Annotated in this window: 13 protein-coding genes; 4 read left to right on the forward strand and 9 right to left on the reverse strand. The window is 34.0% G+C overall.

What is annotated here, in order from left to right; all coding sequences use genetic code 11:
- Positions 1-287: 287 nt before the first annotated feature.
- Positions 288-3,197 (forward strand): response regulator, encoded by a 2,910-nt coding sequence (locus tag AC07N0_RS05425; protein WP_494588406.1) that lies wholly within the window; start codon positions 288-290, stop codon positions 3,195-3,197.
- A 92-nt stretch (positions 3,198-3,289) separates the two neighbouring features.
- On the forward strand, positions 3,290-5,476 hold the full coding sequence (locus tag AC07N0_RS05430; protein ID WP_494588407.1) for a TonB-dependent receptor family protein: 2,187 nt from the start codon (positions 3,290-3,292) through the stop codon (positions 5,474-5,476).
- A gap of 53 nt (positions 5,477-5,529) precedes the next feature.
- Here AC07N0_RS05430 and AC07N0_RS05435 read toward each other — a convergent pair whose 3' ends face one another.
- From AC07N0_RS05435 to AC07N0_RS05455, 5 genes are all read right to left on the reverse strand, one after another.
- Positions 5,530-6,213, reverse strand: a complete 684-nt coding sequence (locus AC07N0_RS05435) for a hypothetical protein (protein WP_494588408.1) — start codon at positions 6,211-6,213, stop codon at positions 5,530-5,532.
- Positions 6,214-6,346: 133 nt separating this feature from the next.
- Positions 6,347-7,417 carry an NADPH dehydrogenase NamA gene (namA, locus tag AC07N0_RS05440; protein ID WP_494588409.1) on the reverse strand — a complete coding sequence of 357 codons (1,071 nt, stop codon included), beginning with the start codon at positions 7,415-7,417 and terminating at the stop codon, positions 6,347-6,349.
- A gap of 97 nt (positions 7,418-7,514) precedes the next feature.
- Positions 7,515-8,219 carry a DUF4386 domain-containing protein gene (locus AC07N0_RS05445; protein WP_494588410.1) on the reverse strand — a complete coding sequence of 235 codons (705 nt, stop codon included), beginning with the start codon at positions 8,217-8,219 and terminating at the stop codon, positions 7,515-7,517.
- Between the two features lie 4 nt (positions 8,220-8,223).
- The gene (locus AC07N0_RS05450) at positions 8,224-8,679 is read right to left on the reverse strand and encodes a hypothetical protein (protein ID WP_494588411.1); all 456 of its coding nucleotides are present in this window, start codon (positions 8,677-8,679) and stop codon (positions 8,224-8,226) included.
- A 97-nt stretch (positions 8,680-8,776) separates the two neighbouring features.
- Positions 8,777-9,343, reverse strand: a complete 567-nt coding sequence (locus AC07N0_RS05455; protein ID WP_494588412.1) for a Crp/Fnr family transcriptional regulator — start codon at positions 9,341-9,343, stop codon at positions 8,777-8,779.
- Positions 9,344-9,504: 161 nt separating this feature from the next.
- Here AC07N0_RS05455 and AC07N0_RS05460 point away from each other — a divergent pair, with 161 nt between their 5' ends.
- Positions 9,505-10,275 (forward strand): SDR family NAD(P)-dependent oxidoreductase, encoded by a 771-nt coding sequence (locus AC07N0_RS05460; RefSeq protein WP_492801360.1) that lies wholly within the window; start codon positions 9,505-9,507, stop codon positions 10,273-10,275.
- A 175-nt stretch (positions 10,276-10,450) separates the two neighbouring features.
- Positions 10,451-11,587 (forward strand): hypothetical protein, encoded by a 1,137-nt coding sequence (locus tag AC07N0_RS05465; protein ID WP_494588413.1) that lies wholly within the window; start codon positions 10,451-10,453, stop codon positions 11,585-11,587.
- A 229-nt stretch (positions 11,588-11,816) separates the two neighbouring features.
- On the opposite strand, the gene AC07N0_RS05470 is transcribed toward AC07N0_RS05465, so the two are convergent.
- The 4 genes from AC07N0_RS05470 to AC07N0_RS05485 form a co-directional block, all read right to left on the reverse strand.
- Positions 11,817-12,368 carry a DNA-3-methyladenine glycosylase I gene (locus AC07N0_RS05470; protein ID WP_494588414.1) on the reverse strand — a complete coding sequence of 184 codons (552 nt, stop codon included), beginning with the start codon at positions 12,366-12,368 and terminating at the stop codon, positions 11,817-11,819.
- A gap of 4 nt (positions 12,369-12,372) precedes the next feature.
- On the reverse strand, positions 12,373-13,293 hold the full coding sequence (locus tag AC07N0_RS05475; RefSeq protein ID WP_494588415.1) for a helix-turn-helix domain-containing protein: 921 nt from the start codon (positions 13,291-13,293) through the stop codon (positions 12,373-12,375).
- A 118-nt stretch (positions 13,294-13,411) separates the two neighbouring features.
- A complete protein-coding gene (locus tag AC07N0_RS05480; RefSeq protein WP_494588416.1) occupies positions 13,412-14,218 on the reverse strand; it encodes an SDR family oxidoreductase in 807 nt (268 codons plus the stop codon).
- A 105-nt stretch (positions 14,219-14,323) separates the two neighbouring features.
- Positions 14,324-15,205, reverse strand: a complete 882-nt coding sequence (locus tag AC07N0_RS05485; RefSeq protein ID WP_494588417.1) for a DMT family transporter — start codon at positions 15,203-15,205, stop codon at positions 14,324-14,326.
- Positions 15,206-15,424 lie beyond the last annotated feature (219 nt).

A 15,424-nucleotide genomic window follows, 5' to 3' on the forward strand; every position in this document is an offset into this window, starting at 1 on the left:
AGAGAAGTTAAGCCCAGTTCCGTTGATGATACTGCAATCACATGCGGGAAAGTAAATAAACCCCAAAAATATTAGAACACCCCTTATTAATTAAATAATAAGGGGTGTTTTTGCGTTTAAAAACAAATCTGCCATTACAGTGTTATTTATAAACTTTCGTTATTGATTATTTATGCTTAATTAATAATGAAAATAACTTTGTACAAAAGAATTATTTAATATTCTTTTGTAACGGAATTAACTGCTATGATTTCAGTTCTAGTATCAATAATTAATCAAGTATTCTGATGAAAAAGTTCTTTTTAGAAATTCAGCGTTATCAGTACTTGCAAAAACAAAATAAAAACATGAATCAAAGAATGTATTATTTTGTTTTTGAGAATTATAATGTAAAACATAGCGTACTTACCTTTACTATATTCTTCCTATCTTTCATCACTTCACCTTTATGGGCAACAGAATATCATGCTAATAAAGGAGTGTTGGATTTAAGACAACATAATTTCAAAAAAGATAATACAGAGTTAAGAGGTCCTTGGGCATTTTATTGGAACCAGCTATTAACTCCTCAGATGCTTGCTGCTAAGCCTAAACCAAGTTATTATACAGATTTAACCAAAGTTTGGAATAAGCATGAGCAATTGAATATGCCTTATAAAGCTTTTGGAGTAGCTACTTATTCATTAGATTTGGTGATTGACCACAAGAGAAATCTTTCTTTAGCCTTCTTTCTGCCTGCTACTTACTGCACTTTTAACTTTTGGGTAAACGGAGAACTATTTGCTGTTAATGGAGTAGTTGCTAAAAATAAAGAGCAGTATAAACCGCAATGGTTACCCATCCTTAGGAATTACTATGCTAAAACTGATACATTAAAGTTAGTCTTACAGATTGCTAATTTTGAACATTATAAGGGTGGAATTTCTCAAATGATTGTGTTGGGGGACTCCGAAATAATGCATGAACAAAGAGAAAGAGAAATTGCATCTGATTTGTTACTCGCAGGCGTATTGTTTATGGGTAGTCTATTCTTTTTTGGACTTTACTTCATGGGGCAACGCGACCGTGAAATTCTTTATTTTGCCCTCTTTTGCTTATTCTTTATTTACAGAATCGTTGGGGTCGATAAGCAATATTATTTGCATCATATCTTGCCTAACTTAAATTGGTATTTTTCAATCCATGTTGAATATTTTGCAATATTCTTCTGCATTTTTATTTTCACATTATTTCTTAAAGACTTATATCCCGACGAAACAAAAGATTGTTTTATCAAATTTGTAAGCTTTTCAAGCATATTTTATATCCTTATATTAATGCTGACGCCAATTTCTTTTTTTACGTTGGCCTCTCAGTTATTCCTTTTTATTGTATTATTCTTTATCGTATATAGTTTTTATGTAGCGATTAGGGCTGTAATTAATAAACGGGTAGGCTCAAAATATGCCTTTTTAAGCTTTTTATCGTTAGGAATTGCTATTGGACTCACCATTCTTAGTTACCTAAAAGTATTAGATGCATCACCATTTTATTTCATTTTTGGGTTTTTAGGCTTTATATTTTTTCAAAACCTGATTCTGTCTTACCGATTTGCCTATTCTTTGCGAAAAGCTAAAGAACAAGCAGAGCAAGGTGGAAGGGCAAAATCTGAATTCTTGGCAAATATGAGCCATGAAATCAGAACACCTTTAAATGGCGTAATTGGTTTTGTTGATTTATTGATGAAGACCAAGCTAGACAATACGCAGAAGCAATATATGTCTACTGTTTTCCAATCTGCCAACTCTTTATTAGATATTATCAATGATATTCTTGATTTCTCGAAAATTGAAGCTGGAAAACTAGAGCTGTCGATTGAACAATATGATTTATACAAACTGGGCGAACAAGTAGTTGATATCATAAGCTATCAGGCAAATGATAAAAAGCTAGAAGTATTGCTTAATATTCAGTCAGATATTCCTCGTTTTATTTGGGTAGATTCTATTCGCTTACGCCAAGTATTGGTAAATCTTTTAGGGAATGCTGTGAAATTTACGAAGTCAGGGGAAATAGAATTGAAAATCATGTTGCTGAAAAGTGACTTGAGTGGGCATGCTAAATTTAGATTTTCGGTAAGAGATACAGGTGTGGGGATTGATCCTAAAAATCAAAAAAAGATATTTACAGCTTTCTCTCAAGAAGATGCCTCAACTACCCGAAAGTTTGGCGGAACAGGCTTAGGCTTGACGATTTCAAATAAATTGTTGGGGTTGATGGGAAGTAAACTGCAAGTAGAAAGTCAGATGGGTATAGGTAGTACTTTTTTCTTTGATATTTCACTGAAAGCTGTAGAAGGCGATGCTGTAGAGTCGGATGCCTCTTTAGAGAGCATTAAAAATGTGTTGATAGTAGATGATAATGCTAATAACCGCATCATTTTGAAAGAAATGTTGGCATTGAAATCTATTCCTTCAGAACAGGTAGTAAGTGGTCAAGAATGTATAGAATTATTGAGTGCTGGCAACCGTTATGATGCTATTTTGATTGACTACAAAATGCCTGAAATGAATGGTATTCAGGCTGCAAGAAAAATTAGAGAAGAACTAAGACTATCTCCAGAAGCTCAGCCAATCATGCTATTGTATAGCTCGTCGGATGATTATGAAATTACGAAGGCATGCGAAGAGTTAGGCATAAAACAGCAATTAGTAAAGCCTATTAAAATACAACAGTTATACAATGCTTTGCATGAATTAATAAATAGAATAGAGCCTGTAGAAACAGTTCAAATAGAAGAGCAACCTCCTGCTAAAATAGGGAATAGGCTACATAACATAACGATACTTATCGCGGAAGATAATCCAATAAATATGCTATTAGCTAGAACAATATTTAGCAGATTATTTCCTGAAGCGAAAGTAGTTGAAGCTGTTGATGGCAAAATTGCGATAGAAAAGTATAAGGAGAGTAATCCAGATATCATCTTTATGGATGTTCAGATGCCAGAAATAGGTGGTTATGAAGCAACAAAAATTATAAGAGCACTCGAAAAACAAGAAAGGAGAGTACCGATTATTGCTTTAACTGCCGAAACCATTGTGGGAGAGAAAGAAAGATGTATGGAAGCAGGAATGGACGACTATATCACAAAGCCCGTATTAAAAGCAACAATAGAAAAAACAGTGTTGAAATGGCTATTAAAAGATTATAACTAGACTAGTTAAAAATTACGTTCCGTATTTTTGGATAAAAATGTATTTTTCCATAATTTTGGAAAAATACAAATAGATTAACTTTAACCAGCAATATGAAACATATTTTACTCCCCTTTTTATTACTCCCCTCTTTAGCATTTAGCCAAAAGACTACCAGTGATTCAAGCAAGGTTAAGCATCTCGACGAAGTAGAAGTAAAAGCTTTTAAACGTGATGAAAATAGCTTATTGCCTTTAAACGATGTTCATAATTCCTATATTTTCTCGGGTAAAAAACATGAAGTAATTTCTGTTCAAAGTTTGAACGCAAATATATCAGAAAAAACTGGAAGACAAATTTTTGCGAAAGTAGCAGGCGCCTTTGTGTATGATATGGATGGTTCTGGAAACCAAATGAATATATCAACACGTGGACTCGACCCACACCGTAGTTGGGAATATAATGTTCGTCAGAACGGAATAATGACCAATAGTGATATTTATGGCTATCCCGCAAGTCATTATAGTGCGCCAATGGAATCTATTCAAAAGATAGAAATTGTACGTGGTACAGCTTCTTTACAATATGGAGCACAGTTTGGTGGAATGATAAATTATGTAACCAAACAGGCTGATACGACTAAAAAAATATCTTTTGAAAGTATCAATTCGGTAGGCTCGTATGGCTTATTTAGTTCTTATAATGCGATTGGTGGTAAAGTGGGGAAATTGAAATATTATGGATATTTTCAAAAAAGAGTTTCAGATGGCTATCGTAAAAATGCACAATCTGATGCACAGTCGCAGTTTCTTGCTTTAGAATATGAGTTTTCATCTAAATTAAAAGCAAAAGCTGAAATCGGAAGAAGCCAATATGTTTTTCATATCCCCGGTCCATTGACAGACGATATGTTCTATCAAGACCCTCGCCAGTCAACACGTAGCAGAAATTACTTTAGTCCAGATATTGTTGTTCCTTCTTTATCATTAGATTGGAAAATTAATGAGAGTACGCAACTAAACTGGATAAACTCTGCTGTATTAGGAACGAGAAGTAGCGTACAAATAGTAGCTTTAGCAAATGTTCCAGATGCCATTGACCCAGCAACAAATCAATATAAAAACCGTCAGGTTGATATTGACCATTTCAATAGTTATTCATCTGAATTGCGTTTAACGAAGTATTACAATATCGGCAATTTTAAAAATACTTTAGTCGGTGGACTTCGTTATATCAATAATGATTTGAATCGTCAGCAATTAGGAAAAGGAACTACAGGGTCAGATTATGATTTAACATTGGTTGACCCAGCTTGGGGAAGAGATTTACATTATAAAACACAGAATGTAGCGGTGTTTGTAGAAAACATATTTTATGTAACACCAAGATTTAATATTTCGCCTGCGTTTCGTTTAGAAAGTGGTACAACTAAAATGTCAGGATACATTAAATACTTAGCCTCTGATAAAGTACCTAACGAGATTAAACATTCTTTCCCTCTTTTTGGTGTTAATTCGCAATACAAGATTAACAATCATCTTAAAATTTATGGAGGGTGGTCTCAGGCGTATAGACCAGTTATTTTCTCAGATATTATACCACCAACAGCGTTGGATGTTACCGACCAAAATCTTAAAGATGCTTCGGGCTATAATGCTGAAATAGGTATTAGAGGAAATCACAAACAGATTTTGCATTTTGATATTACTTATTTCCAGATTCAGTATGATAATAGAATTGGAAGTTTGATTTTACCAGATGCGTCGGGAAACAACTTTGTGTATAAAACGAATGTAGGAAGTAGCTTGACCAAAGGGTTAGAAATATTTGTTGAAGCAAAACCAATTAGAACAAAAACTACTGAGGTATCTATTTTCACGGCTACTTCATATTTTGATGCAAGTTATGTAAAAGGGTCTGTTACGTTGAGTGGTGAAAACAAAAGTATCGTAGGCAATCGTTTAGAGACTGTACCAAGATGGATTAGCAGAAATGGTGTAACTATTGCACATAAAATTGTAAGTGCTACGTTGCAATATAGCTATGTGGCAGATAGTTATTCTGATGCCCTTAATACCGAAAAGCCTAGTGCAGATGGTTCAAAAGGGTTAGTACCATCTTATGGTATTTTAGACTTTAATACTTCTTTAAGAATAGCCCCAAGCTATACGTTAAAGCTAGGTATCAACAATATTACTAACGAACAATATTTTACAAAACGCCCAACGGGCTATCCTGGTGTTGGTGTTTGGAGTTCAGATGGAAGAAGTATTGTAGCAACTTTGCAGTTTAAGATTTAAAAAATGGGATAGGGGAAATAATTTATTTCCCCTATCCCATTTTTTAATGATATTTATGAAGTCCACGTTTTATGATAATCTACAATCTTCCAATGATTAGTTATATTTTTTACATGTAAAAAATACCCTTTGCCACTCAATCCTCCCCCATAGTAATTACAAATAAGAATAGCTTCGTTTTTATTATGATTAAAGACAATTTTGGAAAAGCTAATAATCCCAATTTCGGTATCTAAATCTTTTACTTTGAAATCACGAATAGACTTTACTTTAAAAGTACAAGAATGAAAACTTTCAGCATTATAGTTTAATTTAGGTTGATTAATAATCTCTAATAGCTGTGCTTTATTAGTTGAAAATTCCTCTGAAAATTTATCTAACTGAATAGTAGTGTTACTACTAATTTTATAATTGTTAAAGTCGAAATCTCGATTAAGAGTATCACATAAGTAAATAGTACGAAACCTTATAGTATCTCCAAAAAGTTTGTTTTGAACTTCCATTATGTGATTCGCTAATTGTAGAGAATCTATAGATGAGTTATAATTTTTAGCCATTATTGCTTCACCCTCTTTACCCAAAAACCGATAATAAAAATGATGTTCAGTTAACTCAATAAGAACGTCATTATATACTGCCATTTCAATATTAGAGTGCTTAAATTCACACTGTTTATAATCCTGTTTACAGGATAAACTAAAGCCTATTATGACAAAGTATAAAAAGACTTTCTTCATATTGTAACTATTATTTATGATTGTTAAAATGCTTTATTTAAGTAAACAAGAGATTAACTTGATATTGTCTTCATCAGCAATTTTTTGGGAGAACTATATTAGAATTTTGACGAGTTGGAAACTCGTGCTACTATTATCTAAATTTCCCTCGTTCATACTGCACTGGCCATTGTACATCTTTTTGCCCTAATTCAGCGGCAGCTCTTAATGGGAAATATGGGTCACGGAGTAATTCTCGTGCTAAAAAGATTAAATCAGCTTGACCTGTTACAAGGATTGATTCTATCTGAGCAGAACTAGTTAACAAACCTACTGCACCTGTAAGAATTCCTGTTTCTTTTTTGATATTTTTAGCAAAAGTCACCTGATAAGCAGGACCTACTGGAATTTTAGCAGTATGGATATTCCCTCCTGTCGAGCAATCGATTAAATCAATACCAAGATTTTTAAGAATAGCTGAAAGCTTGATAGCATCATCTTGATTCCATCCTCCTTCTGCCCACTCCGTAGCCGAAATTCTTACGAATAATGGTAACGTATCTGGCCAAACGGTTTTTACGGCTTCAACGACTTCCAACAAAAAACGTATTCTATTCTCAAAACTTCCTCCGTATTCATCTGTACGTTGATTACTCAAAGGGGATAAAAACTGATGAATCAGATAACCATGTGCTGCATGAATTTCAACAACGCTAAATCCTGCTTTCAAAGCTCTTTCAGCAGCATTTTTAAAATCTATTACAATTTGCTGAATTTCAGCTTGTGTTAAGGGTTTTGGTAAACCATAAGCATCATTAAAAGGAATTTCGCTTGGTGCTACTACTTGCCAACCGCCTTCTTCTATCGGTACTAATTTACTTCCTTTCCATTGAGAAGCAGTACTTGCTTTTCTGCCTGCATGGGCTAATTGAATACCTGCTTCTGCGCCGTTTGCTTTGATGAAAGTAGTTATTTTCCGTAAGCCTTCTATATGTTCATCTTTCCAAATGCCTAAATCATCGGGTGAAATTCTGCCTTCTGGTGAAGTAGCGGCTGCTTCGGTAATGACTAACCCTGCTCCGCCAACGGCTCTACTGCCTAAATGTACAAAGTGCCAATCGTTTGCAAAACCATCTATGGATGAATATTGGCACATCGGAGAAACAACAATACGATTCTTTAAAGTAAGCTCCTTAATTTTTATCGAACTAAATAATTGTGACATAAGTAACTGAACGGTTTTAGAATGATGAATGAGTATGAAACTCTTTAATCATAATGTTCAATCGTGTTTCATAGTTCAAATTATCGTTGAAATTCGACTAAAGTTTAATCTTCAAAAACTTAACTCCAATAATTATTAACCAAATCAACCAGAGGGTACTTCCGATAAATCCTGCCAAATTAACTACTGGAAAAGTAGGAATGACTGTAGCAAATAATTCTGTTTGAGCCAACAAATAAATACCCGAAGCTATATAACCCCAATAAATTATCCATTTGGGCATTACCTTCATTAATTGTAAAGTAGAGGCCATCATGATTGTCCATGCAATAGTAAAAATCTGCCCTAAATGTTCCCCCAATATTACGCCACCAAACTGGTGAATTAATTGAAATGAAACTACATTCGCTGCTTTTTGCATGGCATCGCCATGAACATAATTGTTTGCTAGTACGGGTACAACGAAAGTCCAACGTAATAATCCTATCATCTGCACTACTAAACCAATAATGCCTAAAGTAGTAGCCCAACGAACAAAGTAGAACTTGTTTTCTAGTTTTTGATCCATTAATATAACTGCTTCTAATAATGGTAAACCCACTATAGCAAATGCCCACCAAGTCCAGATAAGAGGACTTCCTCCTTCATGGAATTTTGTTAGAATGACCCCTGTGTCTTGTCTGAGAATGACAGGGTATTCAAAAATGATTGAGAGAATAGTATAAGGAATCAATAAAAGAATGCTACCCGTAATTAGTAAAATACCAATCGTTTTTTCTGTGTTAAATAATTGCTTTTCCATGATTTTAAAAGAAGAAGGCATAGCCAATGCTTGGTGTAGGGTTTATTTTTAAGCTTTGTCCTTCTGCCACTAAGGCAACTACGCCAATTCTAAGGTTTAATCCTTGCCAAACCATCCAACGGAAACCAACATCTACCGAAGCCCCGTTTTTATCTTCATATGCTCTATTTAATCCTCGTAAATAACTTAGCTGTGCATAAAATGAAGAAGGATTTTCTTGATGCCCCACTGGCAAAAACCATAAAGTAGCACCAACCTTAATGAATTTTGTGGTAATGCCCGGATCAAAACTAGTGATATAATAACCACCATGAATAGAAACAGATTTGTAGCGATATTCTAATCCGATAGATGGATTTCTAAAAGCATTGATGCTAATTTCTTGTTTAGAAAGCTTGTTTTGAGTGAAAGATTTACTTCCAATTAAAAGAAGTAAAGAGAGTAAGAATAACTTTTTCATATCATCGTTTATTTGTTAAATTGATGATACAAAGTTCGCTAGGTGATTTTTAAAGGTACTAGACAAATGTCTAAAAGCGATGAGATGCTGAAAGATATCAAGCAATATTTTTACGGATGCGACTTAAATGTCGAGGCGTAACACCAAGGATAGATGCTAAATATTGTAAGGGAATTTTGTGTAAAAGATGCGGTTCTTCTTTTAACATTTTCTCATAACGTTGTTCGGCGGTAAGCATAATAAAATCAAGACGACTTTTATCGATACAGCTTATTTGCCATTCTAACAATTCGATGTAGAAGTCTTTGAAAGCGGGAATGGTATTTTGTAAATTTAAAAGGCTACTTTTTTCAATGAGCCAAACGCTTGAATCTGATAATGCTCGGATGTATTCTCGCGAGGGAGTTTCATTCAAAAAACTTAGTAAAGAAGCTACAAAACTGTTTTCAATAGCCATGTAGGTTGTTCTTTCCTCTCCATCATTTAATAACACAAAATATTGGAATGTACCCGTGGCAATAAACCCTAGATGTTTGCTTATTTTATCTACTTCAATAAAATATTCATCTTTTTTGAATTCTTTTAAGAAAAAAGAATTCATGATAATCTCTAAATCTTCTTCCGAGAAACCTACGCCTTGAAAATATTGCTTTAAATTTTCCAAAATAAAATTCGTTAAATAAGTACTAATTTTGTTTTATGAAAATACAATATTAAAATTTAATCCTAGTATAGAAATATGTTTTTAACGAAGGATTTTGACTATTTTTATGAAAATACAAGCAGTTTATTTTAAAATTCTATCAACTAAACTTACAAAATACCATGTCAAGATTCTCAGGGAAAGTAGCTTTAATAACAGGTAGCAGTAAAGGAATTGGTCGGGCGATAGCCGTTCGCTTTGCACAAGAAGGGGCAAACGTAGTAATTAATAGCAGAAACGATGATGAGCACGTAGCCGAAACCAAGAGACAAATAGAAGCCACAGGAGCAAAAGTACATTTTATAAAAAGTGATATTTCGAAAGTGGAAGTGGTGTATGCCATGATTAAAGAAAGTGTAGAGGTATTTGGGAAACTAGATATTTTGGTAAATAATGCTGGCGTAGAGATTAATGCACCTTTTTGGGACGTAACCGAAAAAGACTATGATACAGTAATGAATATCAACCTAAAAGGTATGTTTTTCCTGACACAAGCCTTTGTTCGTTACATGAGAGAAAACAACGTAGTGGGTGTAATTGTGAATAATAGTTCTGTACACGAAGAGTTACCTTTCCCGAATTTCACGGCTTATTGTGCTAGTAAAGGAGCGATGCAAATGGTCATGAGGAATTTAGCGGTAGAATTAGGGCCTATGAATGTTAGAATTAACAATGTAGCCCCTGGAGCCATTCGTACACCAATAAATGCAGATTTATTAAGCAAGCCCGAATTGTTAGGAATACTACAAAATAATATTTCATTGCGCCGTTTGGGTGAACCAGAAGATGTAGCAGGTGTGGTAGCATTTTTAGCGTCTGATGATGCAAAATATGTAACAGGCTCTACTTATTATGTAGATGGAGGACTTACATTTCATTATACAGAGCAGTAAAATAACTATGTTAATTGCTATAAATAGTCTAAGCTTAAGGTTTAGACTATTTTTTTTATTAAAGTTTCCTCTAAAACTAATTGACAGACACTTATGCTTAATAACAGTAAATGAGCTACTTTTGCCCAAAATTGGTATATACCAACTAAAAAACTACAAATAAAACAAAGAAAGCATGCAAGAAAACATTACAAGACTTATAGAAGAGGTGAAATCTAACACGCTTCATAATAAAATAATATGGTGGATTGTATTTAGCTTTTTTTTATTTGTTTGGACAGTACAATTAAATCCTCCTGTTAATACAGGAGATTTACATACGGGCTTGTGGGGAGTAATGTTGATGCAGGCAAAGGATATTACTAATAATGATTATTTAGAGAATGTGCTATATGGCTATAACAGAGCTTTGAGGCTGACTGTACCTGTGATTATGAAACTTCTTTCTATCAGTAGCACCAAGCAAATGTATCTTATCCAATTGCTAGTAAGTTTTATTTTTCAGCTTCTGTTGGTAAAATTGGTTTATCGAATCAATAAGGGACACATTATCAATACCATCTTGTTTTGTATCGCGTGTACTTATTGTTATTTCAGTCATACGGCAACAGGCGATACCTTCGGTCATGCGGATACTTTTGCCTTCTTGTTTATATTAATCTCTATTTATAGCAACCAACCAATTATCGTTGCTTTAAGCTTATTTTGTGCCATTTTTGCCAATGAACGAACATTAATTATAACCGTACCAGCTGTATGGTTTTGGTGGTTTTTTCAAGAGCAACCCAACAAAAAACTGATGATATATGGAGCAGTTCCATTGGCAGTGATTGGCTATTTTATTGGGAAATACACGCTGTTAAGTCTACCAAATTTTAAAACAAGTTTACCAGACGATTTTAGTCTTGGCTACTTGTTAGGGCAACACTCTTTTTTTAGCATATTCATCTTTACATTCAAAGGACTATGGGTGTTTGTTTTTTTGCTAGTAGTTAGACTAAAAAAGATTCCTTTTTATTTAATCGTATGTTTGGTTTTTTCAGCCTCTGCTTTTGTAGTTGCCGACCAAACAAGGGGTATTTCTTTCCTTTTTCCATTGTTTATGCTTGTATTAAGCCAGCTTAACAAATTTGTTGATAAAGAGGAAATAAGTAAAACCACTATTTATTGCCTGATTGCATCCGTTGTCATTCCTAACATTGTATTCTACGGGCATTATGAATTAAGACCTTCGTTTTTCTATATCGTGCTTGAAAAAGTAATATTTATTCCTGTTCAAGATATTGTAGCGAGTTTAGTTAATCATCCATAAAGAAACATGAGTCATCACAATTTTTTTTGATTGATGAACAACGAATTCCTACTGTTTGAGCGGTAGCGAGTCGGTTCGCCGATGCGATTAGGAATTCTTGAATTTCTTTTGCGGTCCGCCGCGCGGTTACGTTTCTTGTTTCAAGACAAGAAAAGTAAGGACTAGATTATAATATATACAAAACGTCTAAAACTCATTATTTCAAAGAAAAATAGGAGATGACTCATACTTAAACCGTTGTCAACCACATCGGTTTAGTCGCTATTATCTCTTGATGGATAGCACAATTTTCAGAATGTGCGCCTAGTAAATATCCTGTGCTCATTAAAAATTCATTGACAATCTCTCCGCCTGTGAATTTAAAGGTCTTCTTAAATATTTTTACCCATTCTTCTTTTGTTTTTGGATGATGGTGTTCCAGCCATTTTTCGAATGAACCATATTCTTTTTGAAGTACTAAAATCGTTTTGGCATTTTCTATGGCAGCATTTATTTTTAGGCGATTGCGAATAATTCCTGCATCCGCTAATAGTCTTTCTCGGTCTGCTTCGGTATAGGCCGCTACAACTTCAATGTTAAAATTATCATAAGCCTTTCTGAAAGATGCTTCTTTTTTTAAAACAGTTTCCCAACTCAATCCTGCTTGATTTATTTCAAGCACTAGTCGACAAAACAGCTCGTTATCATCGTGTATAGGGAAACCATACAGTTTGTCGTGATAGGCTTTGTGTAAGGCTTTTCTATCTTCCGACATAAATTCTATTGCATTACAATATGACATGGTGTTAGTTGAATGATTGCTTAAAAGCAATCGGTGTAAGGTTAGTTTTTTGTTTGAATATTTTATTGAACGACTGTGGATGTTCAAACCCCAACTGATAGGCTACTTCGGCTACTGTCAGATTACTAGTCGATAATACCTCTTTCGCCTTTTCAATCAAATGATGATGAATATGCTGTTGTGCATTCTGACCCGTTAATGTACGAAGCATATCACTTAAATACCGTGAAGATACATTTAATTTTTCAGAGAGGTATTGAACAGTAGGTAAGCCATGTTCAATACCCGTTTTATGATTGAAATAATCATTCAATAAACTTTCTAATTGGGCTAGTAAGTCATTATTAACCGACTTTCTTGTGATAAATTGCCTTTTATAAAAACGATTACTATAATTTAATAAAACTTCAATGTGGGCTATCATTACATCCTGACTAAAATCATCTATGGTAGCCGTTAATTCTTGTTCTATATTTTTAAAAACCGCTATGATTGTATGCTTTTCTTTTTCTGAAAGAAAAAGTGCTTCATTGACTGAATAGGAAAAGAAACCGAAGTTTTTAATGCTTTTTCCTAATGGATAATGCCTAATGAAATCTGGATGGATAAGCAACGTATAGCCAGCATAATCTTTCTCTGATTCATTGCCTGATATTAACTGATTGGGTGAAATAAAAGATAAACCACCTTCATCAAAATCATAATAATGTTGCCCATATTTTACTTTTCCTTGCAAGTTAGTTTTATAAGATATTTTATAGAAATTCAGTAACAAAGAAGTTGGTAATTGGTCAGGAGCTGTTTTTATATCACTATAGTCAACCAAACTAATTAACGGGTGCAAAGGCTTGGGAAATCCCAAGGCTTTGTGGAGGTCAGAGATAGAATTAAACACAGCAGGTAAACCAATTTCTCTTTTCATCATGCAAAAAATTAAAATAATACAAATGTAACAAAACGATTAAGTACCCGTTGGTAAATAAATGACGTTTTCACAATGATTTAAATAGTGTATATCAGCGATTTGTATTCACAACTTTTAACTAAGATTGTAGATGTAGTAATTTTTTCATACCAATCCTAAATCCTTCCGTTCCTTGGGTTAATCGTTGCTGATAAGTTCTTTTAGCATCATTGCCAGCAAGATAACGCAATTGGTCTTTACCATCAGTGGCAGCTTCATAAACTACCTCCGCAATGAGGGTTGCCTCTGTAAATTCCATTAAAGTACCATCAGCAAATAGTTCCGTCATTCGGTTGTTTAAATTATCATAACTTGCATCTGAAGATACCTGCATAACATTCATAAAATTACTTTTAATACCCCCTGGTGCTACTGTTTTAATGCCAATATTAAAGAGGGCTAAATCATAAGAAATGCTTTCGCTCCAACCTTCCAAGGCCCATTTTGTAGCATTATACACACACGATAACGGATTGGATGATAAACCACAAATAGAAGTAGTAGTGATAAAAAGGCCTTCTTTCTTTTCTTTAAAATAAGGAATAAATGCCTTAGTCACCCTAAGAACGCCTACCAAATTAGTTTCAATTTGGGTCGTAATTTGTTCGTCGGAATAAGCTTCCAAAGCTCCAACTAAACCATAGCCTGCATTATTGAAAACAACATCAATGTTGGCTAATTGGATAGCTTTTTGTACAGTTGCGTTGATTTGGGTCGGATTGGTAACATCTAAAGGTAATAAGATTACGTTTTCTAACAGCGATAAATCTGTCTCTTTTTCGGGGTTTCGCATGGTAGCAATTACTTGCCATCCTTTCGCTTGAAATAGTTTGGCTGTGGCTTTTCCTAAACCTGCTGATGCTCCTGTGATGAATATTGTCTTCATTTTCTTCTGTTTAAAATTGAATACAAATTTCATCAGACGTCATTGAAACAATGTAGCCGAATTGGAAAATGATGTAGCCAAAATGGAGGAGAGAAGTAAAATAGGTTACTTCCCTGCTGTATCTTTAGAGGCAATATTTTCTTTCTTACCTAAATACAGTCCAACAATTACTAAAATTGTCCCGATTATGGTATAAATAGTAATAGGCTCGTCAGTAAGTAGCGATGCATACAAAAAGCCAAAAATAGGGCATAAAAATAACCATAGTGAAGCCCTTGTAGGTTCGACTTTTAATAAGTATAGCCAAAGTTGGATAGCTAAAATAGAGACAGGAATTACGAGCCAAAGAATAGAAATCCAGAATTTTGTGTCAATAGTATTGAGACTTGCTTCATAGAAATAAGTAGTAAAAGGCAGTAATACCAATCCTCCGAATAATACTTGCCAGCCATTGATACTTAGTCGAGATAATGTCCAGTTGATGCTTTGATAATAAACCGTTCCTACCGAATAACACAGCATACTAAATGTTAATAAGATTACTCCGAAAGGTGTAGCATAGGCTTTTAATAATAAAGGATAAATAGCGATAGCTACGCCACCTAAGCCTATAAAAAGCCCAGCCCAGATATTCCAAGTGATTTTTTGTTGTAACCACACAGCATTTAAAACACTTATTATGAGTGGACAAGCTGCGCTACCCAATGTGCCAATACCAGCAGTGACGTGTTTCATCGCAAAAACAAAGGCACTTGGATAAATAGCCATGCTTAGCACTCCACATATTATTAATGGAAGCCATTCATGTTGTTTGGGGAAACGTGTTTTATTAATGAGTAATGATACTGCTAACATTATCAATGCAGCAATAAAGAAGCGAGTAGTGATTAATAAAAGTGGTTGAGCAACTTTTAAACCTATTTTTGTAGCAACAGAGCCAGAACCCCAAAGGGCTGCAAACAATAGGCCTGCTAATATTTTTTTCATGGTATTTATTGTTTATAGAAAAGGTTTTTAAGATTTAATCTTGTCATGAATTGAACAAGGATTTCAACATACTAATTTACATGGAAGACTTTATCTTTTCTATTTGTTCAGATAGATATTGATATCTTCATCCTATTTTATAATGCACAACATTTAGAATTTCGAAATATTTTAAAATATGGTTTATGGGACGAATAATATTCTCAGTGTTGTGTCAAA

The organism is Arcicella sp. GW821-FHT09D11, from assembly GCF_059416265.1.